General features: G+C 64.8%; 23 protein-coding genes. 8 read left to right on the forward strand and 15 right to left on the reverse strand.

The window, feature by feature from the left end:
• Positions 1 to 95 precede the first annotated feature (95 nt).
• Positions 96 to 956: a non-homologous end joining protein Ku gene (ku, locus tag QMG83_RS14580; RefSeq protein ID WP_283506132.1), complete on the forward strand. Its 861-nt coding sequence runs from the start codon at positions 96 to 98 to the stop codon at positions 954 to 956.
• Between the two features lie 61 nt (positions 957 to 1,017).
• Here ku and QMG83_RS14585 read toward each other — a convergent pair whose 3' ends face one another.
• Complete coding sequence (locus QMG83_RS14585) at positions 1,018 to 2,907, reverse strand: pectate lyase-like domain-containing protein (RefSeq protein ID WP_283506133.1); 1,890 nt, start codon at positions 2,905 to 2,907, stop codon at positions 1,018 to 1,020.
• A gap of 199 nt (positions 2,908 to 3,106) precedes the next feature.
• Between QMG83_RS14585 and QMG83_RS14590 the strand changes: the two genes are divergently transcribed.
• Positions 3,107 to 3,793, forward strand: a complete 687-nt coding sequence (locus QMG83_RS14590) for a hypothetical protein (protein ID WP_283506134.1) — start codon at positions 3,107 to 3,109, stop codon at positions 3,791 to 3,793.
• A 10-nt stretch (positions 3,794 to 3,803) separates the two neighbouring features.
• On the opposite strand, the gene QMG83_RS14595 is transcribed toward QMG83_RS14590, so the two are convergent.
• Complete coding sequence (locus QMG83_RS14595) at positions 3,804 to 4,691, reverse strand: 1,4-dihydroxy-2-naphthoyl-CoA synthase (RefSeq protein ID WP_283506135.1); 888 nt, start codon at positions 4,689 to 4,691, stop codon at positions 3,804 to 3,806.
• Between the two features lie 80 nt (positions 4,692 to 4,771).
• Between QMG83_RS14595 and QMG83_RS14600 the strand changes: the two genes are divergently transcribed.
• Positions 4,772 to 5,953, forward strand: coding sequence for an acetyl-CoA C-acyltransferase (locus tag QMG83_RS14600; protein ID WP_283506136.1), 1,182 nt, complete (start codon positions 4,772 to 4,774; stop codon positions 5,951 to 5,953).
• A 28-nt stretch (positions 5,954 to 5,981) separates the two neighbouring features.
• On the opposite strand, the gene QMG83_RS14605 is transcribed toward QMG83_RS14600, so the two are convergent.
• Entirely contained in the window at positions 5,982 to 6,674 is a 693-nt protein-coding gene (locus tag QMG83_RS14605; RefSeq protein WP_283506137.1) for a hypothetical protein, read from the reverse strand.
• 94 nt (positions 6,675 to 6,768) lie between these two features.
• On the reverse strand, positions 6,769 to 6,990 hold the full coding sequence (locus tag QMG83_RS14610) for a hypothetical protein (protein ID WP_283506138.1): 222 nt from the start codon (positions 6,988 to 6,990) through the stop codon (positions 6,769 to 6,771).
• 560 nt (positions 6,991 to 7,550) lie between these two features.
• On the opposite strand from QMG83_RS14610, the gene QMG83_RS14615 reads away from it, so the two are divergent.
• From QMG83_RS14615 to QMG83_RS14625, 3 genes are read left to right on the forward strand one after another with little or no spacing between them, the layout of a single operon-like run.
• Positions 7,551 to 7,997, forward strand: coding sequence for an FAS1-like dehydratase domain-containing protein (locus tag QMG83_RS14615; RefSeq protein ID WP_283506239.1), 447 nt, complete (start codon positions 7,551 to 7,553; stop codon positions 7,995 to 7,997).
• Positions 7,994 to 8,398 (forward strand): MaoC family dehydratase, encoded by a 405-nt coding sequence (locus QMG83_RS14620; RefSeq protein WP_283506139.1) that lies wholly within the window; start codon positions 7,994 to 7,996, stop codon positions 8,396 to 8,398. The genes QMG83_RS14615 and QMG83_RS14620 overlap by 4 nt, the downstream gene beginning before the upstream one ends.
• Complete coding sequence (locus QMG83_RS14625; RefSeq protein WP_283506140.1) at positions 8,398 to 9,477, forward strand: UDP-N-acetylmuramate dehydrogenase; 1,080 nt, start codon at positions 8,398 to 8,400, stop codon at positions 9,475 to 9,477. The genes QMG83_RS14620 and QMG83_RS14625 overlap by 1 nt, the downstream gene beginning before the upstream one ends.
• Before the next feature lie 130 nt (positions 9,478 to 9,607).
• Here QMG83_RS14625 and QMG83_RS14630 read toward each other — a convergent pair whose 3' ends face one another.
• The 8 genes from QMG83_RS14630 to QMG83_RS14665 form a co-directional block, all read right to left on the reverse strand.
• Positions 9,608 to 10,222: a response regulator gene (locus tag QMG83_RS14630; protein WP_283506141.1), complete on the reverse strand. Its 615-nt coding sequence runs from the start codon at positions 10,220 to 10,222 to the stop codon at positions 9,608 to 9,610.
• Positions 10,219 to 11,349, reverse strand: a complete 1,131-nt coding sequence (locus QMG83_RS14635; protein WP_283506142.1) for a sensor histidine kinase — start codon at positions 11,347 to 11,349, stop codon at positions 10,219 to 10,221. The genes QMG83_RS14630 and QMG83_RS14635 overlap by 4 nt, the downstream gene beginning before the upstream one ends.
• Positions 11,350 to 12,183, reverse strand: a complete 834-nt coding sequence (locus QMG83_RS14640) for an ABC transporter permease (protein WP_283506143.1) — start codon at positions 12,181 to 12,183, stop codon at positions 11,350 to 11,352.
• Complete coding sequence (locus QMG83_RS14645; RefSeq protein ID WP_283506144.1) at positions 12,180 to 13,064, reverse strand: ABC transporter ATP-binding protein; 885 nt, start codon at positions 13,062 to 13,064, stop codon at positions 12,180 to 12,182. The genes QMG83_RS14640 and QMG83_RS14645 overlap by 4 nt, the downstream gene beginning before the upstream one ends.
• Positions 13,065 to 13,190: 126 nt before the next feature.
• Positions 13,191 to 13,742: a GNAT family N-acetyltransferase gene (locus tag QMG83_RS14650; RefSeq protein WP_283506145.1), complete on the reverse strand. Its 552-nt coding sequence runs from the start codon at positions 13,740 to 13,742 to the stop codon at positions 13,191 to 13,193.
• Positions 13,739 to 14,746, reverse strand: a complete 1,008-nt coding sequence (trpS, locus tag QMG83_RS14655; RefSeq protein ID WP_283506146.1) for a tryptophan--tRNA ligase — start codon at positions 14,744 to 14,746, stop codon at positions 13,739 to 13,741. Before trpS ends, QMG83_RS14650 begins: the two co-directional genes overlap by 4 nt.
• Before the next feature lie 22 nt (positions 14,747 to 14,768).
• On the reverse strand, positions 14,769 to 15,614 hold the full coding sequence (locus QMG83_RS14660) for an exodeoxyribonuclease III (RefSeq protein WP_283506147.1): 846 nt from the start codon (positions 15,612 to 15,614) through the stop codon (positions 14,769 to 14,771).
• A 47-nt stretch (positions 15,615 to 15,661) separates the two neighbouring features.
• A complete protein-coding gene (locus QMG83_RS14665) occupies positions 15,662 to 16,615 on the reverse strand; it encodes a YihY/virulence factor BrkB family protein (RefSeq protein WP_283506148.1) in 954 nt (317 codons plus the stop codon).
• Between the two features lie 86 nt (positions 16,616 to 16,701).
• On the opposite strand from QMG83_RS14665, the gene ptsP reads away from it, so the two are divergent.
• Both ptsP and QMG83_RS14675 read left to right on the forward strand, forming a co-directional pair.
• Positions 16,702 to 18,351: a phosphoenolpyruvate--protein phosphotransferase gene (ptsP, locus tag QMG83_RS14670; RefSeq protein ID WP_283506149.1), complete on the forward strand. Its 1,650-nt coding sequence runs from the start codon at positions 16,702 to 16,704 to the stop codon at positions 18,349 to 18,351.
• Between the two features lie 163 nt (positions 18,352 to 18,514).
• Positions 18,515 to 20,245 carry a sigma-70 family RNA polymerase sigma factor gene (locus QMG83_RS14675; protein WP_283506150.1) on the forward strand — a complete coding sequence of 577 codons (1,731 nt, stop codon included), beginning with the start codon at positions 18,515 to 18,517 and terminating at the stop codon, positions 20,243 to 20,245.
• 3 nt (positions 20,246 to 20,248) lie between these two features.
• Here the strand turns inward: QMG83_RS14675 and QMG83_RS14680 are convergent, their stop codons facing one another.
• The 3 genes from QMG83_RS14680 to sdhA are packed head-to-tail and all read right to left on the reverse strand — an operon-like array spanning position 20,249 to position 24,204.
• Entirely contained in the window at positions 20,249 to 21,628 is a 1,380-nt protein-coding gene (locus QMG83_RS14680; protein ID WP_283506151.1) for an MFS transporter, read from the reverse strand.
• A gap of 21 nt (positions 21,629 to 21,649) precedes the next feature.
• Complete coding sequence (locus tag QMG83_RS14685) at positions 21,650 to 22,411, reverse strand: succinate dehydrogenase iron-sulfur subunit (protein ID WP_283506152.1); 762 nt, start codon at positions 22,409 to 22,411, stop codon at positions 21,650 to 21,652.
• The gene (gene sdhA / locus QMG83_RS14690) at positions 22,411 to 24,204 is read right to left on the reverse strand and encodes a succinate dehydrogenase flavoprotein subunit (protein WP_283506240.1); all 1,794 of its coding nucleotides are present in this window, start codon (positions 24,202 to 24,204) and stop codon (positions 22,411 to 22,413) included. The genes QMG83_RS14685 and sdhA overlap by 1 nt, the downstream gene beginning before the upstream one ends.
• Between the last annotated feature and the right edge of the window lie 20 nt (positions 24,205 to 24,224).

A 24,224-nucleotide genomic window follows, 5' to 3' on the forward strand; every position in this document is an offset into this window, starting at 1 on the left:
TCTGCTTGCCATCGTGGCAGTCGGGCGCGCTGCGCTCTAGTGGTTGACGGATGCAAGGGGTTTCGTTCATGGGGTAACCGGAGGACGATAAGGCCATGAGATCCATATGGAAAGGCGCGATCGCGTTCGGTCTCGTCAATGTGCCGGTCAAGGTGTACAGCGCGACAGAAGATCACGACGTGCACCTGCACCAGGTGCACGACAAAGACGGCGGTCGCATCCGATACCAGCGCCGATGCGAGATATGCGGCAAGATCGTCGACTTCGAGAACATCAACAAGGCGTATGACGACGGCGAGCAGACCGTCATCCTCACCGATGACGACCTCAGCAAGCTGCCGGAAGAGCGCAGTCGCGAGATCGAGGTAGTGGAATTCGTTCCCTCAGACCAGCTCGACCCGATCATGTTCGACCGCAGCTACTTCCTCGAGCCCGACGGAGCGTCGACGAAGGCCTACGTGCTGCTGCGGCGGACGCTCGAGGAGACGGAGCGCACGGCCATCGTGCACTTCGCGCTCCGGCAGAAGACCCGGCTCGGGGCACTTCGCATTCGCGGTGATGTGCTCATGCTGCAGTCTTTGCTGTGGGACGACGAGGTGCGGGAAGCCAGCTTCCCCTCACTCGACGAGAAGGTGCGGATCTCGGCGAAGGAACTGGAGATGTCGTCGTCGCTCGTCGATTCCTTTGCCTCCGACTTCGCCCCCGAGAAGTTCACCGATGACTACCAAGAGCAGTTGCGCGAGCTGATCGATGCGAAGCTGAAGAAGGGTGACACCGTGAGCACCGAGGAGACATTCGGCGAGCCCACGGATGAGACGGGAAAGGGCGAGGTGCTCGACCTCATGGAGGCGCTCCAGCGCAGCGTTGAGAAGAATCGGGCCGCCCAAAAGTCCGACGCCAAAAAACCTGCCAGGAAAAAGCCAGCGGCCAAGAGCGCCCGTCGCGAGACTGCCTGACACAGGCGGAGGCCCCGGCAGTCGCTCGCGCGATCCGCCGGGGCATCCGTCATGCGCTGCGCTACGGCGTCGGGTACTGCACGACGTACGAGGGCGTTCCGGTGTTGGAGTTGTCCACCTGGCCGCCGACCCCGTTCACGACGTGCTGGACGGTGCCAGCCGCGAGGTTCACCGTCATGATGTGGCGAAGCACCACGCCCGGCGTTTGAGGTGCCACGAATCCATTGGCGGTGACGCTCGACGGGTTGTTCTGGTTGAACACGTAGACGCCGGCTCCTTCGAGCAGGTGCTTCTTGACGTTGCTTCCCACCTTGTAGCCGGGGTAGCCGAGCGTGCCGTCGGGCTGGGTCCAGTCCGCCTGCGTGGGCGGATCGTAGGGCAGCTCGTTCTGGTACAGGATGACGCGGCCGTTCTCCCCGTTCCACACGGTGTTGAACGTCTGGAAGTGCTCGACGAAGAGGCCGGTTGCCGTCACGTTCGCGCCGTTGACGATGACGCCGTTTGTGCCGATGTTGGTCTGCCACCGGTCGGTATCGCCGTTCACCCCGTTGGTGAACCCCTCGATGCCGTGGTCTGCGCGCCACACCCAGGTGTGGTCGATCAGCACGTTGTCGGAGTTGACCTCAAGTGCGGTCGTCGTCTTTCCGGTGTGCGGGCCGCCGACGCGGAAGTACACGTCGCTCAGCGTGATCGGGTTGCTCGGGTCGAGCTTTTTGCCGCCGTTCGGCTTACCGACCTTCATCAACGCGGGCGAGAGTGTTGGCCCAGCGTCGATCGTGATGCCGGCGATGACGATGCCGTCGGCATCCTTCACCTCCATGGGAACTGCGCCACCGGCAGAGGTGAGGGTTGCCTGTCCCATTCCCAGCACGACCGTGTCTGCTCGCTTGACCTCGATCGTGCGGTCGATGTCGTACACGCCGGGGGTGAAGATCAGGTGCTGGCCCCGCGCGAGCGCGTTGTTGATGTCTTTGACCGAGTCGCTCGGCGTCGCGATGAAGAAGTCGGTGATCGGGATGCTGCGTCCTGCCGTAGCGTCCTCGCCCCACGTCGTGCCGCTCGTGTTCGTGTGAGCTGAGGGCACCCGCACGTTGTAGCGACCGCCGTCGTCGACGAAGAGGTACGGCTTTTCGCGGCTGACTGGGGTTTCGGCGACCGTCGTGTATGGAGGGTTCGGGAATCCGGCTTCATCGGGAGCGCCAACGACGCCCGAGAAGACCTGATTCCAGACGCCGTTGGTCCACTCATCGACCTCGCTGTTGCGGATCAGCCATTGCTGCTGCGAACCGTTGATCGTGGTCGGCAGGTCGGAGTCGGCGATGAAGCCGCCACTGGCGTACTGAGGACCAGCTGTGCAGTAGTCCATGAGCGAGAGGTTTGCTCCCGTGACGCTCACCCGACGCATCGACACTGCCTGCGACACCGCCCAGAAGTTGGCGCTCTGGCGGCATCCATCCTGGCCTGCTTTGTTGACCTGAATGGAGAGGTTCGAGAGGGTGCGCCAGAAGTTGTTGAGAGCGATGCAGTTCGTTCCCCCCTCGCCGATGCAGCGGTTGTACACCTCGATCGCGCCGTTTACGGATACGTCGCTGGGCGAGGCCCCAAGCCCGGCGACTTCGGTGTAATAGCCGACTTCGAACTGCAGCGGCGCCTCAGCGGTGCCGTAGCTGCCCGGCAGAAAGTACACGGCATGCCGAGCGCTGCTCATCTCGGCATCGCGCTGCTGGTCGGCGAGAGCATCGAGGGTGTTCTGAATCTCGCCGAGGGGAGTATCTGGACTAAAGATCTGCACATTGGGGCCGAAATTCGGATTCAGCGGGTCCACCGGTCGCGGTGGTGCCGCCTGGGCAGGGGCCGCGATGAGTGCTCCGCCGAGGAGGGCGACGCCGGTCGCGGCTGCTGCTAACCGCCGCATCCGGGACTTCTTGTGGGGGAATTCAGGCATGGTCATGCGATGGTCCTCTCCATTGAGGGATAGCGCGGCGACTGCCGCCCTATAGAACGAGCGGTCTACGCCGCCTCACTCAGAACCCTAACGAGTGATGGGAGCGCTTTCAAGGAACATGAGAGAAGTAATATCGGCAGGTTCCCGACACCGCCTGTTACCGTGGCAGCCTCACGATTGCTCACCTCCACACAGGACCTCACCCATGACCGCATCTCATCGCATCCGCGCACCGCGCCGATCGTGGCGTGTGCGCGCCCGAAACGGGATGGCGGTGGGTGCTCTCGTGTTCGCCTTTTCCCTCGTGACGGTGGGGTCGCTGGCACCGCCGCCTGTATCAAGCGTCTCTGATCGAGCAAGTGCGAACGTTCAATTTTTTCGCCCGGCTGGCACCCAAAAACTGACGGTGCCCGACAGTGCCCAGGGCGTTGCCATCACCCGGGATGCGTACTCGGCCACGGCCGGAGTTCAAACCCTCGCCGCCGGAGGTACGAACTACGACTGGGCCAAGCTTGTGCTGCTCAAGGCTGGCTTCCCGGTCACCGACGACAACGTCACGGTCATGACCAGATGGATGCGCCAGGAGAACGGCGTGGACAACTGGTGGAACCGCAACAACCCCCTGAACAACGGCTGGAACTCTGGCGGAAACAGCGGCCTCGGCAGCTACGACAGCCTCGAGTACGCCGCCGAGAGCGCCGCGGAAGCGTTGCACAGCGTTGGGGGATACAGCGACATCGTCGCGGGTTTCGCGTCGTCAGCGCCCATGGATGTCATCGAATCGGCGATCTGGGCGTCACCGTGGGCATCGAGCCACTACGAGTACGGCGGTCACTGGTCATACGCGCCCGCGCAGATCGTCACCTCACCCGAGGGAACCTGGGCGGGTTAGAACCGGCGGGCTAGAACTGCCAGGGGTACGGGCCCCAGTCCGGTTCGCGCTTCTCGAGGAACGCGTCCCGGCCCTCGACGGCTTCATCGGTGCCGTAAGCCAACCGGGTCGCCTCACCCACGAGCACCTGCTGGCCGGCGAGACCATCGTCGATGGCGTTCAGCGAGAACTTCAGCATCCGGATGGAGGTGGGCGACTTCTCCATGATCGTTTCTGCCCATTGGATGGCCGTGCTCTCGAGCTCGGCGTGGGGGACGACCGCGTTGACGGTGCCCATCTCGTAGGCGCGCTGCGCGCTGTATTCCTGCCCGAGGAAGAAGATCTCGCGCGCGAACTTCTGCCCGACCTGGCGAGCCAGGTATGCGCTTCCGTATCCTCCGTCGAATGAGCCGACGTCGGCATCCGTCTGCTTGAAGTGGGCGTGCTCGGCGCTCGCGATAGTCAGGTCGCACACGACGTGGAGGGAGTGCCCGCCGCCGGCTGCCCAGCCGGGAACCACCGCAATGATGACCTTCGGCATGGTGCGGATCAGTCGCTGCACCTCGAGAATGTGCAGGCGACCCGTGGCCGCGGTGCCGTCTGCGTATTGGTAGCCGTCCCGCCCGCGGATGCGCTGGTCGCCGCCCGAGCAGAACGCCCAGCCGCCGTCTTTTTCGCTCGGACCGTTGCCCGTGATGAGCACCACACCGATGCGCGTGTTCTGCCGGGCGTGGTCGAGGGCGCGGTACAGCTCGTCCACCGACTGGGGCCGGAACGCGTTGCGAACCTCGGGTCGGTTGAAGGCGACTCTGGCGATGCGGCCGCTGGTGTCGTGGTGGTAGGTGATGTCTTCGAGTTGCTCGAATCCCTCGACATCCTGCCAGCGGGTGGGGTCGAAGAGTTGCGAGATTGGGGGCATAACCCCAGCCTAATCTCGGGCCGACTTCGCCGGATGATGACAGGATTGAAGGAGCAAAGAAGCTCGCGGAAGAGGTCATCATGGCAGGGTCAGTCATCATCGCAGGAGCGCGCACTCCGATCGGTCGCCTCTCAGGGGTGCTCTCAGAGTTCACCGCTCCCGACCTTGGGGGAGCCGCGATCGCGGCAGCACTCGAGCGCGCGGGAGTGTCGGCAGATCAGGTCGATGCCGTGATCATGGGCAACGTGGTGCAGGCGGGCGTGGGCCCCGGGCCTGCGCGCCAGGCCGCTTTCGCCGGTGGGATCTCGCTCAACGTGCCATCCACGACTATCAACAAGCTCTGCCTTTCCGGTCTGACCGCTATCGCGATGGCAGACCAGGCCATCGCCAGCGGTCAGCACGAGATCGTGGTGGCCGGCGGCATGGAGTCGATGACGAACGCACCGCACCTCGTGCGGGGCGTGCGCCGCGGCATCACCTACGGCAGCAAGCCCTTCGAAGACGCCCTGGACCGTGATGCCCTCGTTGGCGCCATCGAGGGAATCACGATGGGGGCCGCCACCGAGCACGATCAGGAGAAGTTCGGCTTCACTCGCGAGCAGCAGGACACGTTCGCTGCCGAGTCCCATCGCCGGGCGCATGCCGCCACGACGAGCGCGCGACTGGCAAAAGAGATCGTGCCCCTGACCACCCGCAAGGGTGTGGTCGTCGATTCGGATGAGGGTATCCGGCCAGACTCGACGGTCGAGAGTCTCGCTAAACTCAAGCCGGCATTCTCGCCGACGGGCACGATCACGGCGGGATCCGCATCGCAGCTTTCGGATGGCGCGGCAGCGGTCGTCGTGATGTCGAAGTCGAAGGCGCAGGAGCTTGGGTTGAGCTGGATCGCCGAGATCGTGTCGTACGGCACCGTGGCGGGTCCAGACACCTCCTTGCTCCACCAGCCGGCCAACGCCATCCGGGATGCCCTGCGCAGGGAAGGCACATTGACCGTCGACGACATCGATCTCTTCGAAATGAACGAGGCGTTCGCCAGCGTTGCCATGGCATCCGCTGCCGAACTCGGGGTCGACGGTGCGAAGGTCAACGTCAACGGTGGGGCGATCGCCGTCGGGCATCCGGTGGGGATGAGCGGGACCAGACTGCTGCTCACCCTTGCGCTTGAGCTCGGACAGATGGGCGGGGAACGGATCGGCGCTGCCGCGTTGTGCGGCGGCGGTGGCCAGGGAGATGCCCTGATCATCCGGGTCGGCGGCGAGTAGCCCGAGCCAGCAACCTTCTCTGTGGGCGCTAGCCGATCGTCAGGGGCGGAATCGTCGCGGTGAGCGCCGCGGCCAGAACGAAGATGACGACGGCGATGCTGCCCATGATCAGCTTGATGCGGAAAGCGCCCACGACCGCCGCGATACCGAGCAGGAACAGTGAGATGGCCATCACGACGGTGGCGAGCGTCAGCTTGTCGCTGAGGGTGTTCGCCTTGTCGCCATCGGCGATGGATGCGACCGCCTGGTCTTTCGTCTCTGCATACGTTCCGAACAGCGAGGCCTGGTAGTCCTCATCGTCGAGCGGGCTGTAGTACAGGTCGGGGTCGCTTTCGTTCAACGCGTCCGCCGCGGTAATGGCCCTGTCGAAGTCTTCAGACACAGACTGGAAGTAGATCAAGTCGTACTTGATCTGCGCAGCATCGGCGATCGCCGGGTCGGGGTTGGCCATGTCGAGTTGCAGGTCGGTGAGGCGATCGAGGAGCTGGGCATCCTGCACGTACTGCTGGTTTCCCTCGAGGTAAAGCGATTCAGCCTCGGTCGAGAGGTTCGAGCCTGTCGTATACGCCTGCGTCATATTGCCGTCGTAGAGCGAGCTCTGAAATGACGCATAAGCAGTGGCGATCGAAATGAGGCCCAACAGCACCGCGATGATCACCTCGACGTGCTTGCGAAGGAAGGAAAGGTTTCCGCGCGGCTCGATGATCGAGTCAGATGACACTGGTACTCCGGTCCGTGGATGCAGGTGGGAGCGCCAGTATATGGTCGCGGATGCGCGTCAGCCGTTCAAGTCCACACCGCCGCGCTGGGCCGGATCAGGCGGCGAAACTCTGCTTCGCCGCATCCAGCGTGGTGAATGCCCCCTTAGGACTTCCAAAGCAGGTCATCGCGGCGAAACCGCCGCCGCGCGTCGACTCGATCAGGCCAGCGAACTCTCCGTCACGTTCACCTACCCAGAGGCCCTTCTGCACGCTCTTCCAGCGGATGGGCCCGCTGGATTTGCGTTCGCGACTGGGTCTCGATGTCGCAATCGTCATGATTCGCTCTCCATTTATCGCTCAAAGGAAACGCTGAAACACACTCCGGGTTTTGCACTGCTGTATAAATCATTCAAGCTGTCGATCAAACCGATGTCGAGGGCTTGACCTGATGCTCAGGAAGTTGGAAGCAGACCGGTCTGTCCATCGCGGGACGGAAAGCCTGAAGCGCGAAAGTTGCCACTCCCGCGGGGTCTCCCAACGAAAACGAAAAAACTTTGGCGACACGCCGTAAACACAACATGTAGTGGAATGACACGGCTGTCATTCAGGTTATATAGTGGAGACCCACCCGCAGAACGCGAGAGGCACAGCCGAAAAGATTGCCGCTGGCAGTCTCGGCCACAGAAGATTTGGGGAGGATCGCATATGGATAACGACAGCGACAACGTCGGCGGATACGCAGTTCCCGTCGACCCGATGGATCTTCTGCAGTGCGACAGCTGCCAGTAGGCCTGTCCCACCTCTAGAGATTCCGCAAACCCCGGCGCCCATGTGGCCGCCGGGGTTTCGCATTTCCCCCACCCTCCAGCGCGCGCCTCGGTCGGTAGGCTGGCATGGTGCCAGTGAATCCAGACATCCAGGGCCGGGTGTTCGCCCCCACCGCCCCCTACCTCGTGGGCAGGGAGAAGGTTCGCGAGTTCGCGCGAGCGGTCTTCTCCTCCAGTCCCCTCAACTTCGATGTTGACGCCGCCATCACCGCCGGCTACACCGACATCATCGCGCCGCCGACGTTCCCCGTCGTTGTGCAGGAAGCCACCCTCGCGCAACTCCTGGCCGAGCCAGATGCAGGCATCGACTTCACGATGGTCGTGCACGGCGAGCAGAGGTTCAGCTACACCCGGCCGATCGTCGCCGGCGACGAGCTCACCGCCACCCTGACCGTCACGAGCGTAAAGACCCTCGGAGGCAACTCGATGGTGACAGCCGAATCGCGAATCGTGGATGCCGGTGGCTCGCACGTGGTCACCGCGATCTCAACACTCGTCGTCAGGGGTGACGTATGAGCGACCTGACCGTTGGCGACGTGGTCGCCGAGCACACGTTCTCGATCACCCGAGATTCACTCGTGCGCTACGCCGGCGCATCTGGAGACTTCAATTCCATCCACTACCGCGACGACATCGCGAAGTCGGTGGGTCTTCCCGGCGTTCTCGCCCACGGCATGCTCACCATGGGACTTGCCGTGCAGCCCGTCATCGACTGGCTGGGTGAGCGTGGCATCGTGCTCGAATACCAGGTGCGTTTCACGCGCCCGGTGCTGGTGGATTCCACGACTGGCGCCTCCGTCACCGTCGTGGCGAAGATTGCGGCCACCGACGAGGACTCGACTCGCGTCGACCTGACCGTCACCGCCGCCGACCAGACCGTGCTCGGCAAGGCTCAGGTCAGGGTGTCTCTCACCTGATGCTGCTCTCCGAGCTCACTACCATGCGGGTCGGTGGTCCAGCGACGCGCATCGTGGATGCCACCACCACCGCTCAACTGGTCGATGCTGCCCGCGAGGCTTGGGCCGGCGGCGACGAGTGGTTCGTGCTGGGAGGCGGATCCAACGTGGTCATCTCGGATGACGGATTCGATGGCACGGTCATCCGGACCCTGACTCGCGGCGTCGAGGTCGTTGCTGACGGCGAGGCTGTGCGCGTGGTGGCGCAGGCCGGTGAGCCGTGGGACGCCCTCGCGGACTTCGCGGTCTCGAACGGTTTGGCGGGTATCGAGGCGCTCAGCGGAATCCCGGGATCGACCGGGGCCGCACCCATCCAGAACATCGGGGCGTACGGTCAGGAGGTCGGCGACACCCTCGTGTCGATCGAGTTTCTCGACTACCTGAGCGGTGACATCGAGCATCTGACGCTGGATGAGCTCGGGTTCGGATACCGCACATCGGTGATCAAGCGCGGCCGGCAGGGTGTTGTGCTCTCCGTCGAGTTCGAGCTGCGGCGCAGCCAGCGCGGAGCCGTCGCCTACCCGCAGCTTGCCCAGGCGCTCGGCGTGCCGCTCGGCACCGAGGTGTCGATCGCCGACGTGCGCGCGAGCGTGCTGGCGCTGCGCGCAGCCAAGGGCATGGTTCTCGACCCTGCCGACCCCGACTCGACCAGTTGCGGCTCGTTCTTCACCAACCCGATCGTCGACGAGAACTTCGCGCGCGGCCTGCCGAAGGATGCCCCGCGGTGGCCGATCGTCGACGACGAGCCGGACGTAGTCGTGCCCCTCGGGCAGCAGCCGCCCCAGAGGCCTCACCATGGTCCCTACCTCGTCAAGCTCAGCGCTGCGTGGCTCATCGAACAGGCCGGCATCGGCAAGGGATTCTCGCTCCCGGGCTCCAACGCGGCCATCTCCACCAAGCACACCCTGGCGATCACCAACCGGGGTGGCGCCACAGCCGACCAGGTCACACAGCTCGCGCGCTTCGTGCAGGCGCGGGTGCACGCCGAGTTTGGGGTGCCACTACACGCAGAGCCCGTGATGATCGGGATGCAGCTCTAGACCCGTCGCGCCGGGCGGCGCGCAGCGGCCACTGTTCACCGAGATCTCCACTTCTGCGGGTTAGAACGGCGGCGAGGCAGCAAAAGTGGAGGTCTCGATGGGTGACGCTGTGCGCCGACATCCAAAATTACTAAAGCAGGCCGAGCTCCATGGCCCGCGTCACGGCGCGGGTCCTGTCGCTGACCTCGAGCTTCTCGAACACGTGCAGGAGGTGGGTCTTCACCGTGGCCTCGCCCACAAAGAGCTTCTTCGCGATGGTCGGGTTGCTGTCGCCCTGGGCCACGAGGGTGAGCACCTCGGTTTCGCGTGGGCTCAGTGAGATCGAGGGCTTCGCCACTCGGTTCACCAGCATCGCCGCGATGGCCGGGGCGAGCGCAACTTCGCCGCGCGCGACCGACCTGACTCCGGCCAGAATCTCGTCCTGCGGCGCGGCTTTCAGCAGATAGCCGCTCGCGCCGGCCTCGATCGCGGTGAGGATGCTCGCGTCCGTTTCGTAGGTCGTGAGGATCACCACCCGGGCCTGGGGCCGGTCGGTGAGGATGCGGGCTGTCGCGGCGTCACCGTCGAGGCCGGGCATCCTGAGATCCATCAGGACCACATCCGGCGCAAGCGTTGCGGCCATGGCGACGGCCTCGAGCCCGTCGGACGCCTCGCCCACCACCTCGATGTCGGGGGCGGCGGCCAGCAGTGCGACGATCCCGCCGCGCACGATCGGGTGATCGTCCGCCACCAGTACGCGGATCACGCGCTCACCCGCAGCGGCAGTGTCGCCGTGAGCACGGTTCCCGCCGGCGAGGTCGAGATGTCGAGCGCGCCACCGACCAGGGCCAGCCGGCTGCGCATGCCATCGAGACCGAAACCGTCGGTCGCGGCATCCGGATCAAAACCTGTTCCATCGTCCGTCACCCGCAGGGCGACACTCCCGTTGTCGGCCCAGGCGGTCACCGTCGAGGTGCGGCCACCAGAATGCTTGCGGACGTTCGCGAGCCCCTCCTGCGCACAGCGCAACAACACGACCTCGGTATCGCGGTCGAGCTCGGGGAGGCCGTCGGCGGCGACGGTCACCGTGAGCCCGGTCTCGCGCGCAAACCTTTCACCGAGACGGTCGAGCGCATCCGATATGCCGCCATTGAGGGCCACCGGCGTTCCGGATGCCACCAGCGCACGCGTCTCGGCCAGCGCCGTTCTGGCGCTCACCTCCAGCATCCCGAGGGTCTCTGCAGCGGGAACCCCGCTCGACAGCTCCCGCTGGGCCCGCTGGGCGAGCATCACGAGCCCGGTCAGATCCTGGGCGATGGTGTCGTGGATTTCGCGGGCCAGCCTCTCCCGTTCACTGGCGACCCCAGCGTCCCGGTCGAGTGCCGACAGCTTCTCCTGTGCCGTGCGCAGCTCGTCGAGCAGCCGTTGGCGTTCCTCGCTCTGCTGCGCGATCGAGGTGATCCACAGGCCGAGCGAGATGCTCAGCGCGATCGACACACCCTGCACGGCGAACGCCTGGAGCAGCGAGCCGGTGCTGAGCCAGGTGCCGATCCCGACGCCGACGCCCAGCACCACGTTGGCGGCGATCGCACGCCGGGTGCCGCGAACGAATGTCCAGACGAGCGGGAACGCGATGCACTGCACCGTGGCGAACGCCGGCAGGAACGCCGTGCCGACCGCGCAGATCACGATCACCGCGACGACGAGAATTGCCGAGGTTGACGGCCGGCGCAACGCCCGCCGGGCCAGCGCGAACCACACGACAGCCAGAGCCCCCGCCGAGGCGAGCCCGCCGACCGTCTCCCGACTGTCGGAGCCGGTGCCGACCGCGATGGCCGCCAGGATGACAGTCATCCCGACGACAGCGACGTCCCACCAGCGCAGGCTTCTCATCTAGCTATCCTTGCGGATCCAACGGAACGTCATGCGGGTCGCCGCCAACCCGACCACAAGCCAGATCGCGGTGACCACCAGCACGCCGGGCAGATCCCAGGTTCCGCCCTGCTCGAGGCTGGCGAAATCTTCGGGCAGGAACACCGCTCGCATGCCCTGCGCCATCCACTTCAGGGGGAACACGCTGGCCACATTCTGCAGCCACTCGGGCAGCAGCGAGAAGCCCAGATAGACACCCGAGATGAACTGCAACACCAGGGCGATCGGGATGATGACGGCCGTGGCGCTCTTCCCGGTGCGGGGGAGCCCGCTGAGGGCGATGCCGAGAATTGCCGACGTCGACACCCCAAGCAGGAATACCCAGGCAAACGTCGCCCACTTCGCCGGCTCGCTGGGCAGCTCCACCTGGAACACCACACCCGCCACGAACAGCAGCATCGCCGCCTGCAGGATGCCCGTCGCGAACACCTGGCCAATCTTGCCGATGAAATAGCTCAGCACGGGGAGGGGAGTCCCGGCGAACCGCTTGAGAGTTCCGTCGCCCTTCTCGCCCGCGATGTCGATCGAGAGATTCTGCAGGCCGCTCAGCAGCAGCCCTGCGGCGAGCATGCCGGGCAGGTAGAAGGCCGCAGCGCTGAGCGGGGCCGCCTCAGACCCGAAACTCTGCTCGCTGAATGCCACCGAGAAGATGGTGAGCATCACCAGCGGAAAGAGGAACGAGAAGAACACCGCATCGCCCTGGCGAAAGTAGGTTTTCACCTCGTACCGGATGCGGCTCAGCCCCAGCTTGATGGTGCGGCCCGCCGGCAATGTCGGGATGGTCGTGGTGGTCATGATGCGTTCTCCATCAGGTCGGCGGCCTCGGCCGCCGCGTGGTCGGCTACCAGCTGCAGGTAGATGTCTTCAAGACTCGGACGGATGATCTCCAGAGCCTCCGGTTCGCCAAGCTGGGCGACAATTTTGGCCACCACCAGCCCTGGCTCACTCGTGCGCACACTCTTCCGTTCGCCGTCCTGCTTCCAGCGCACGATCGGCACCCGCGCCTCGGCTCCGCCGATCTCGTCGATGGCGCCGATATCGATGAGCCTGCCCCCGGCGATGACGCCGGCCCGGTCGCCCAACTGCGCAGCCTCGTCGAGGTAGTGCGTCGTCAACAGGATGGTGGTGCCATCCTGTTTCAGGCTGTCGATGAGCTGCCAGAACTGGCGACGGGCCTCGGGGTCGAAGCCGGTGGTGGGCTCGTCCAGGAAGAGCAGCTCGGGGCGTCCGATGATACCGAGTGCGACATCCACGCGCCGACGTTGCCCGCCAGACAGTTTGCGGATCAGCGTCTTCTGTTTGTCCTGAAGCCCTACCGCGGCGATCACCTCATCGACGTCGCGCGGGTTCGGGTAGAAGCCGGCGAAGTGGGTGAGCTGCTCGCGCACCGTCACGTTTCCGCTCTCGCCGGTCGACTGGAGCACGATGCCGAGCCTGGCTTTCCACGCGAGGCCGCCCGTGCCGGGGTCGACGCCGAGCACGCTCGCCTCACCGCTGGTGCGGTCGCGGTAGCCCTCGAGAATCTCGATCGTGGTCGACTTTCCCGCGCCGTTGGGGCCGAGCAGGGCGAAAGTTTCGCCGCGGTGGATGTCGAAACTTACCCCGTCGAGGGCGGTGAAGCTGCCATATCGTTTGTGGAGGTTTCGAACACTCACGACCGGCTCGGTGGTTGTCATGAGTCAATAGTGCCCGCGCCCGCACGGCGGCAACAGCCGTGCACCGGCTGATGCGGCATCCACCGATCGATGGATGCGCCCGCCGTGCCCGCTCGCCGCCCAGCGGCGCGGCGGCCGCCCAGGCAGCTAGAGGGGCCAGCCGGGCTGCGGGGCGCGATCATCCGTGCTCAGGATGCTCGCCACCCAGGCATCACGCCGGTGGTCGCGGTGCGGCAGCCCCTGCCGGCGCATCCCCTCGTAGCGCATCCCGATCTTCTGCGCGACGGTGGCCGAGCCGATGTTACCGACGATGGCGCTCCAGCCGATGTGGACGAGGGCAGCCCCCGCCCGGCTGAATCCGAAGTCGATCACCGCCGCGGCGGCCTCTGTCATGATGCCGTTGCCCCGGTGTGGATGCCCGAGCCAGTAGCCGAGCTCGGCCGACCGCAGCTCCCCGGGCTTCAGCTCGATCACCCCCAGCAGCGCTGGGTCATCGATGAGCCGGATCGCCCACAGCCACGGCGCCTTGGGCACGTACCCTTCCGTGTAGCTCGCCGCCGCGTGCCGGGTGTACGGCACGGGAACGGGAACGTAACCCTGCAAGGCGGTGTCGTTGCAGTACTCAAAAACCGCGTCGGTATCCCCGCGGGTCACCGCGTCCAGCTGCAACCGCGCCGTTGTGAGCGTGACCGGGATCATGTGCGCGCGAGGAAGCCCATGCGGTCGTAGGCGCGCGCGAGGGTGGCGTCGGCGATCTCGGCGGCGCGGTTGGCGTTGGCGGCGAGGATGCGGTCGAGTTCGGCCGGGTCATCCAGCAGTTCTAGTGTGCGGGCGCGGATCGGCCCGAACGTCTCGACGGTGACCTCGGCCAGCCCCTTCTTGAAGTCCCCGTAGCCATGGCCCTCATACTCGCGCTCGATGTCGGCGATGGTGCGGCCCGAGAGCACGGAGTAGATGGTGAGCAGGTTGGAGATTCCCGGCTTTGCTGCGCTGTCGAAGCGCACCTCGCGATCGCTGTCTGTCGCGGCCGACTTGATTTTCTTTGCGGTGACGGCGGGCTCGTCGAGAATCCAGACCACACCGGCGGTCGACGACGCCGATTTGCTCATCTTGTTGGTTGGCTCCTGCAGGTCGTAGACCTTGGCCGTCTCTTTCTGGATGATCGCCTCGGGTTCGACGAAGGTCTGGCCGAAGCGCGTGTTGAACCGGTTGGCAAGGTCGCGGGTGAGTTCGATGTGCTGGCGCTGGTCTTCGCCCACCGGCACGATCTGAGCGTCGTACAGCAGGATGTCTGCTGCCTGCAGCACGGGGTAGGTGAACAGCCCGACGTTGGTGCCGTCCGATCCCTGCTTCTGCGACTTCTCCTTGAACTGGATCATCCGCGAGGCTTCGCCGAAGCCGGTGATGGTGTTCAGTAACCAAGCGAGTTGAGGATGCGCAGCCACATGTGACTGCACGAACAGGATTGACGCCGCAGGGTCGATCCCGGCCGCGATGTACTGGGCGGCGGTGCGCCTGGTCGCGGCGCGCAGCTGGGCCGGATCCTGCGGAACCGTGATCGCGTGCAGGTCGACGACGCAGAAGACGGCGTCGTGAGTCGTTTGCAGTTCTTTCCACTGCAGGAGCGCCCCGATGTAGTTGCCGATCTGGAGGGAGTCGGCAGATGGCTGCATGCCGGAGAAAAGTCGGGGTTTGGTGCTCATTGGCATATTCTCCCAGAAGAAACTAGACCTCGTAGTCGACAACGACCGGGGCATGGTCGCTCCAGCGCAGGTCGTGTGCGGCGGCCCGGTCAACCGTGTAGTTGGTAGCGGATGCCGCAAGCTCGGGTGTGGCGAGGTGGTAGTCGAGGCGCCATCCGGTGTCGGTGTCGAACGCCCGCCCGCGCTGGGACCACCAGGTGTACGGCCCCTCGACCTCCCCGGCGGCCCGCCGCCCGATGTCAATCCAGCCGAGCCCGGTACCGACGGAGCCGTCGATGCACTCGACGGATTCGCCCCTGGCGCCGAAGAACCTGTCGAAATATGCGCGCTCCTGCGGCAGGAATCCGGCGCTCTTGCGGTTGCCTTTCCAGTTCTTGATGTCGAGCTCGCGGTGCCCGACATTGAGGTCGCCCACGATCACGGCGAGGTCGGTGTGGGTCGTGAGTTCGAGCATCCGTTCCGTCATCGCGTCGAGGAACTTGTATTTCTCGACCTGTTTCGGGGTGTCGACTTCGCCCGAGTGCACATAGGTGCTGACGACGGTCACGATGCGCCCGCCCACCTCATAGTCGGCTTCCAGCCAGCGTCCGGCGCTGTCGAAATCGTCGGCGCCGAGCGTGACGCGGTGAACGTGAGCCTCCGCCCGGGATGCCAGAGCCACCCCCGCGCGGCCCTTCGCCGTCGCGGCATCATGCAGGATGGTCCATTCAGGGCCGAGAAGCCCCTCGAGGTCTTCGGTGGATGCCCGAACCTCCTGCAGCGCGAGGATGTCGACGCCGCGAGCATCGAGCCAGTCGCCCATTCCCTTGCGGTATGAGGCGCGTACCCCGTTGGTGTTGACGGAAGCAATGCGCAGCGGTGTGGCCATGCTTCGAGCCTACTGAGAGCCGCCGACGCTGCCGACTCCGCGCGGCCCTAGAGCGCGGTCGCCGTCTTGCTGGGTGCTTTGTCTGTCTTCTGACCCAGCTTGCGGCCGCTTGCGAGGCTCACGCCCTTATCCTCGGCGCTCACCGAGATCCAGGATGCCGCAAGCAGGATGACCTGGCAGATGAGGTTGAACCAGATGAGCAGGCCAATGATCACGGCAAACGAGGCCAGCAGCGGGTTCCTGGTCGCGCCACCGAGCAGGGTGCTACCGAGGGCTTTCAGCACCCCCAGCGCGACGGCACCAATGATGGTGCCGTTGGCGAGGATTCGCCAGGGGATTTTGATGCCGGAGACGACACGGTAAAACGCACCGAGGATGAACACATCCAGGGTGAGGGCGATCAGCAGGCCGACGATGCGGGCCGCAATCTCGGTGAAGCTCGACGTCGCGCCGATGCCCAACCAGCCCAAGACCGAGGTCAGCGCAGCGGTACTGAACACGGTGAGCAATGCCGAGAGGATGAGGGCGACGCCGAAGCCGACGGCGATACCGAGGTCTTTGAGTTTCAGGATCAGAAAGTTGGTCGGCGCCGATGGGAGTCCGAAGATGTTGCGCACGGCGTCGCGGCCCCAGGCGAGCCAGCCGAGCGCCGTGAAGAGCAGCCCGACGGCGGCGATGGCACCGGTCCAGCTGAGGATGCCGGTCGAGAACAGTTCGCTGGGGTTGATGGCGCCCCCAGTGCCGTTGCCACCGATCAGGCCGGGCAGATTGGTGCGAAGCAGGCCGAGAAAGGCGTCCTCGAACTGCTGGTTTGATCTGATAACAAAGCCAGCGATGGCGAAGCCTACCCAGATCGCCGCGAACACCGCGAAGAGCGCCTGAAAGGAGAGCCCCGCCGCCAGCAGTGGCCCGTTGTGCTCGCCGTACTGGGTGAAAACCCGCACGGGCTTGAATTTCATCACCCGCGCGACGATCGCCGTAACTTTCTGCATCAACGCCATCTCTCCACCATAGCTAGGCTGGAGCCAGTGTTTCGGTGCCAGCGTCGGCTCGGGATCGCGATAACTCCGATGGAGAGGATCAGCCCATGGAACTACACGGTGTAGGAGTCGGTCGAGGAATAGCGGTCGGACCGATCCTGAGGATGCCCGATCCGTTGCCGGATCCGAACGACGAATCTCACGCCGGCGACGCCGCCGCGGAGTACGCGACGGTGCAGGAGTCGCTCGCGGCCGTGTCATCCGAACTGGCCGCCAAGGGTGCGTCAGTGGGCGGTGACGCCCAGGCCGTGCTTGAGGCGGCATCCATGATGGCGCAGGACCCGACCCTGACCGACGACGTCAAGGACCGCATCGAATCCGGCAAGACCGGCGAGCGTGCGGTGTTCGAGGCGTTCGCTGCGTTCCAGGACATCCTCATCGGCATGGGCGGATACATGGCCGAGCGCGCCACCGACCTGGGCGATGTCTCGCAGCGCATCATCGCGCACCTCCGCGGTGTGTCGGCGCCGGGCGTTCCCACCAGCGATACCCCGTTCATCCTGATCGCTCCCGATCTCGCACCAGCAGACACTGCGCTGCTCGATCTCGACAAGGTCCTCGGTCTCGTCACACGGGACGGCGGCCCGACCAGCCACACGGCGATCCTTGCGCGCTCGAAGTCGATCCCTGCGATCGTCGGCGTGACGGGTGCCCTCGACATCGCCGATGGCACGATCGTTGTGGTGGATGCCGCGGCCGGCCTCGTTACGACCGACCCGAGCGAGGCTCTCGTCACGGACGCGAAGGCGCGCATCGCCGCTCGCGCTGCCGCATCGACCATCCCGATCGTGCCCGGCGCGCTCGCCGACGGGACGAAGATTCCGCTGCTGGCCAATGTTGGTTCACCGAAGGACGGCCCGGAGTCTGTCGAACTCGGAGCGGAAGGTGTCGGCCTGTTCCGCACCGAATTCCTGTTCCTCGACTCGAAGACCGCGCCGACCGTGGCCGACCAGCAGGCGAAATATACCGAGCTGCTGTCGTTCTTCCCCGGCCAGAAGGTCGTCGTGCGCGCGCTCGACGCCGGCGCCGACAAGCCTCTCGCCTTCCTCAACTCGGCCCACGAAGAAAACCCCGCACTGGGCCTGCGTGGCCTTCGTGCGCTCAGGGTGAGCGAGCAGATCCTGCTCGACCAGTTGACCGCTCTGAAGGGGGCGCAGGATGCAACGGAGGCCGACCTCTGGGTGATGGCCCCGATGGTCGCCGACGCGGAAGAGTCCCAGTACTTCGTCAAGCTTGGCAAGGCGCTCGGTCTGAAGACCGTCGGGGTGATGGCCGAGGTGCCGTCACTCGCTGTCATGGCAGATCAGGTGCTGGCGGCCGCCGACTTCGTGTCGATCGGAACGAACGACCTGACCCAGTACACGATGGCGGCAGACAGGATGCTCGGCTCGGTGGCCAGCTACCAGGACCCCTGGCATCCTGCGGTGCTTCGCCTCGTCAAGATGCTCGGTGACGCGGGGATCGCTGCTGGAAAGGGCGTCGGTATCTGCGGCGAAGCAGCGGCAGACCCGCAACTTGCCGTTGTGCTGGTCGGACTCGGCGCGACCACCCTGTCGATGACGCCAGCGGCGCTCGCCGACGTGCGCGCCGAGCTGGTCGGTGTCACCCTCGAGCAGGCGCGTGCGCGCGCGACCGCGGCTCTGGGAGCCTCAACGGCAGCTGGCGCGCGGGCTGCGGCGGCCGCGGCAGGCCACTGAATTTCTGGTCTTTCGGGCTCCCGCAAAAGTTTTTCCGAATTGGTCTCGCATTTGGCGTCATAGTTCCCCGCATTGGGGGTCTCTCTAGTTGAGGGACAGCTAGTGCAGCCACAACCCGGTGCGAGACAATTGAGAAATTGTTCCGGGGGATTGGACCAGGGGGATGAACAGTATCGACGACACGGGGCAAACAACCTCGGACCAGACACTGATCGAGCAGACGCGCGCGGGGGATCAACGCGCGTTTGCTGAATTGTGGCGCCGTCACTACCGTTCGGGGTCGCGAGTCGCACGCCAATTCACGTCGTCGATAGATTCTGATGACCTCGTTTCGGAGGCCTTCACGCGCATCTATCAGCGTGTTCTGGCGGGCGGCGGCCCCACTGGCGCTTTCCGCCCCTACCTCTATACGACCATCCGCAATCTTGCGTCCACCTGGGGTGCGGCATCCAGGCACGTGCAGGTCGACGAGATTGCTGACTTTGAAGACCCCACCACCCTTGACGACCCGGCGGCGATCGCGCTCGACCGCACGCTAACCGCCCGCGCCTTCCGCAGTCTCCCTGAGCGTTGGCAATCGGTGCTCTGGTACACCGAGGTCGAAGGAATGGATCCGCACGAGGTCGCGCCGGTGCTCGGCATGACCGCGAACGGTGTTGCCGCCCTGTCCTACCGGGCGCGCGAAGGTTTGCGTAAAGCCTGGCTGCAGGCCCACATCAACGACGCCACGGCGTCGGGCGAGTGCCAGTGGACGATCTCGCGGATCGGCGAGCACGCCCGCAAGGGGCTCTCAGCGCGCGACACGGAACGAATGGATTTCCATCTCGCCACGTGCGCGAAGTGCGTGATCATCAGCGAGGAAGTTGACGAAGTCGGCTCGCGGCTCGCGTTCGTGATGCTCCCCATCCTGCTCGGTGGTGTTGCAGGCGGCGCCATCCTGGCCTCGTACGGTACCGCCGGATCGTCCATGGTTGCCAGCGCCGGGACCATCCCGGCTCTCCCGGCCGCGTTCGGACCGGGTGCTGCCCTTACGTCGGGCGCGTCGACTGCGGCCGCGCTCGGTTTTTTCGGCGTTGCCGGAGCTCCCATCGCCGTTGTTGCGACTCTCGCGCTCGTTGTCGCGGTCTCGGGATCGGCAGTTGTGCTCGACCCCGCGCAGACCGAGCTGGCCGACGACAGCACTTCCTCGGTGACGCAGGTCGACGCGAGTTCGGCCATCGCAAGCGGCCGAGTGCCCGGCGTGAATCACAACCTGACGAACCGGTCGGATGACCCGACGAACATCGACGCCGCGACACAGGATGGCATCGCCAACGACGATACCGGGGGCGGTGTCCTTAAGGGTGTGGATGGCATCGTCGGCGGCGTCGGTCAGGGGCTCAAAGGCAATCTCGGGGGAGCGGTCGAAAGTGTCGTCGACGGCGTTGGTTCCGTGGTCGGCGGTGTCGGTGGTGTCGTGGGTGGAGTCGGCGGTGCCGTTGGCGGCGCCGTGGGGGGTGTCGTCGGAGGAGTGGGCGGCGCTGTCGGTGGTGTCGTTGGTTCTGTCACGGAATCTGTGACTGGCGGCGGCCCCTTAGCCGATATTTCGCTCTCGCTTTCGGGCAGCGCGACGCCAGGCGCACGCTTGTCACTGCAATCGGGCGGGCACGTCTATGCCACAACGACGGTAAGCGCCAACGGCAGCTGGTCGATCAACGCGACCGGGATTCCCGGAGGAGTCGGCTCTCTCGACCTCGTGCAAGAGGTGGATCGCGCCTACCTCAAGAGCCTGCTGCCCGGTGGCGGAGCTCTCGCCACCGTGCTCGGCACCGTTGACGCACTCATCAACGCGCTGGTGAGGCCGCTTCAGCTGTCCAGCGGCAGTTCGGGCATCACCATCAACCTTGTGAGCTGATCGCTACGAGTAGTCGACGTCGCGTGTCTCTTTGCTGATCAGCAGGGCGACCAGGGTGATCACGCCCATCGCGCTGAGGTAGACGCCCACGAGCACAGGGCTTCCACCGGCCGCGGCCCACAGGGCCAGGGCGATGAACGGCGCGACTGCGGCGCCGAGGATGCTCGACAGGTTGTAGGCCAGCGCGGATCCGGTGTACCTCACGTTCGTGGGGAACAGCTCGGGCAGCACAGCCGCCATCGGCCCGAAGGTGAGTCCCATCAGGACGAACCCGATGATCAGCAATGCCATCACGCCGACGAAGCCTCCGCCGAACAAGGGCACGAAGACCAACCCAAAGACGATGATTCCGATCGTGGTCACGACCAGGTGCGCGCGACGTCCGAAGCGCTCGGCGAGAGGGCCGGAGACCATGGTGAAGATGCCGAAGAACACGACACCGACGATGAGCATCACCAGGAATTCGACTCTGGTGTATCCCAGGCCCGCGATGAATGCGTCTGGTGAGAACGGCTTTCCGGCGGCATCCGCCGCGGCTTGCGCCGCCTCGACCGTAGCGGGTGCGGTGCCGAAGGTCAGGGTGAATGTGGTCATCAGGTAGAACAGCGTGTACGTCGCGAGCATGATGAAGGTGCCCAGAATGAGCGGACGCCAGCTTGTGACGAAGACCCTCGCCAGCGGCACCTTGGCCACCTCGCCGCTCTCGATGACCTTCTGGAAGGCCGGCGTTTCGAACAGGCGCAACCGAACGTACAGCCCGACCACTACCAGCAGCGCGCTGGCCAGGAACGGTACGCGCCAGCCCCAGCTGAGGAACTGCTCGCTCGAGAGGTTGAGCGAGAAGATCAGGAACACTGTGTTGGCGAGAATGAATCCGATGGGAGCACCGAGCTGGGGGAACGTGCCGTAGATCGCACGCTTACCCTCTGGCGCGTTCTCGGTCGCCAGAAGTGCTGCGCCGCTCCATTCCCCGCCAAGCCCGAGGCCCTGCGCGAAGCGGAGCACGACGAGCGCACCGGGCGCGAGGATCTCCCAGCCCGGTGTAAGGCCCGTCGGCAGCAGGCCGATGACGAAGGTCGCGATTCCCATCGTGAGTAGTGAGGCGACGAGCGTCTGCTTGCGGCCGATCCTGTCGCCGAAGTGACCGAAGACTATCGACCCGATCGGACGCGCAATAAACGCGACCCCGAACACCGCAAATGACGACAGCAGCGAGATGGTCGGGTCGGCGTTCGCGAAAAACAGCGTCGGGAAGACGAGCACTGCGGCCGTTGCGTAGACATAGAAATCGTAGAACTCGATCGACGTGCCGATAAGGCTCGCGATAACAACCCGTGACTTGGGGTTTGTGCCGACGATTGGATTAGCTGTTTTCGTTGACACGGTGAATCTTTCGTTCAGAACTTAGGGTTTGCCCCTGAGAATCGCTTGCTTGACCTCGGCGATGGCCTGGGTCACTTGAATGCCACGGGGGCAGGCGTCGGTGCAGTTAAAGGTGGTGCGGCAGCGCCAGACGCCCTCTTTGTCGTTGAGAATGTCGAGGCGCACCTGGGCATTCTCGTCACGTGAATCAAAGATGAAGCGGTGTGCGTTGACGATGGCGGCGGGGCCAAAGTACTGCCCGTCTGTCCAGAACACCGGGCAGCTCGAGGTGCAGGCCGCACACAGGATGCACTTGGTGGTGTCGTCGAAGCGTGCACGCTCGACGGGGCTTTGCTTGCGCTCCTTGCCGCCCTGGGGAAGGCCGCCTGCCATCAGGAACGGGTTGACGCTCTTGAAGGAGTCGAAGAACGGCTCCATGTCGACGACGAGGTCCTTCTCCAGCGGCAGGCCCTTGATGGCCTCGATGTAGATCGGCTTGGAGATGTCGAGGTCTTTGATGAGGGTCTTGCAGGCGAGCCGGTTGCGGCCGTTGATGCGCATGGCATCGGAGCCACACACGCCGTGCGCGCACGAGCGACGGAACGTCAGCGACCCATCCTGTTCCCACTTGATCTTGTGCAGGGCGTCGAGCACACGGTCGGTGCCGTGCATTTCGACGTCGAAATCCTGCCAACGCGGCTCATCGTCCACCTCGGGGTCGAAACGTCGAATGATGAGCGTGGCCGTGAATGTCGGAATCTCTTCCGGAATGCTCGGCTTGCTTTCCATGACCGCGTTACTCATCAGTATTTTCTTTCCATTGGCGGGTAGTTGGTGATGACAACCGGCTTCCAGTCGAGGCGGATGTGCTCGCCAGCGTCTGCAGATTCGGGGTCACCGACGCGGTACGCCATCGTGTGCACCAGGAAGTTCTCGTCGTCACGCTTCGGGAAGTCCTCGCGCATGTGACCACCGCGTGACTCGTGGCGTGATCGTGCCGAGTACACCAGCACCTCGGCGAGGTCGAGCAGGAATCCCAGTTCGATCGCCTCGAGAAGGTCGGTGTTGAAACGCTTCCCCTTGTCCTGGATCTGAATGTTCTTGTACCTGGCACGCAGCGTCTCGATGAGATCGGTGACCTCTTTGAGGCTCTCCTCGGTGCGGAAGATCTGAGCGTTACGGTCCATCGAATCCTGGAGCTCTTTGCGGATGACCGCGATGCGCTCAGTTCCGTTGCCCGACCGCACCATGTCGAGAATCGACTGGATGCCCGCTGTCGGGTTTTCCGGAAGAGGAATGAACTCGGCGGTCTGCACGTACTCGACCGCGTTTTTGCCGGCGCGCTTGCCGAAGACGTTGATGTCGAGCAGCGAGTTGGTTCCGAGGCGGTTCGACCCGTGGACCGAGACGCAGGCGCACTCGCCGGCCGCATAGAGCCCGGGCACGACGTCGGTGTTATTTCGCAGCACCTCGGCCATCACGTTGGTGGGGATACCACCCATCGCGTAATGCGCCGTCGGGAGCACGGGTACCGGCTCGGTGTACGGCTCGACGCCGAGGTACGTGCGTGCAAATTCGGTGATATCCGGCAGCTTCTCGTCGATGACGGCTGGCTCCAGATGGGTGATGTCGAGGTACAGGTAGTCCTTGTTGGGGCCTGCACCGCGACCTTCACGAATCTCGAGCGCCATCGACCGCGCAACGATGTCGCGAGGTGCGAGGTCTTTCAGGGTCGGGGTGTAGCGCTCCATGAAGCGCTCGCCCTCCGCGTTTCTGAGGATGGCGCCCTCGCCTCGGGCGGCCTCAGAGAGCAGGATGCCCAGGCCAGCGAGGCCGGTCGGGTGGAACTGGAAGAACTCCATGTCCTCGAGCGGCAGACCCTTGCGCCAGATGATCCCGACGCCGTCACCCGTGAGGGTGTGTGCGTTCGAGGTGGTCTTGAAGATCTTGCCGAAGCCGCCGGTCGCGAAAATGATCGCCTTGGCCTGGAAGACGTGCAGGTCGCCGGTGGCGAGCTCGTAGGCGACGACGCCGGACGGCTGTTCTACGCCATCCACCTCGGTCATCACCATGTCGAGCACGTAGAACTCGTTGAAGAAGTTGATGCCGAGCCTGACGCAGTTCTGATACAGGGTCTGCAGAATCATGTGGCCGGTGCGGTCGGCGGCGTAGCAGGCACGACGTACCGGCGCCTTGCCGTGCTCGCGGGTGTGGCCGCCGAAACGACGCTGGTCGATCTTGCCGTCGGGAGTGCGGTTGAAGGGCAGACCCATGTTTTCGAGGTCGATGACCGCGTCGATGGCCTCTTTCGCCAGGATCTCGGCGGCATCCTGATCGACCAGGTAGTCACCACCCTTGACGGTGTCGTAGGTGTGCCATTCCCAGTTGTCTTCTTCGACATTGGCCAGAGCTGCGGCCATGCCGCCCTGCGCCGCGCCCGTGTGGGATCGGGTCGGGTAGAGCTTCGAGATGACCGCGGTGCGGGCACCGGGACCGGCCTCGATGGCCGCGCGCATGCCGGCGCCGCCGGCGCCCACGATCACGATGTCGAACTGGTGGTAGTGAACTCCGTCGACTATGGCGCCGTCTTCGACCATGCCGTTCTCAACACCGGTCA

The sequence above is a fragment of the Salinibacterium sp. G-O1 genome (assembly GCF_030063305.1).
GTDB lineage: Bacteria > Actinomycetota > Actinomycetes > Actinomycetales > Microbacteriaceae > Rhodoglobus.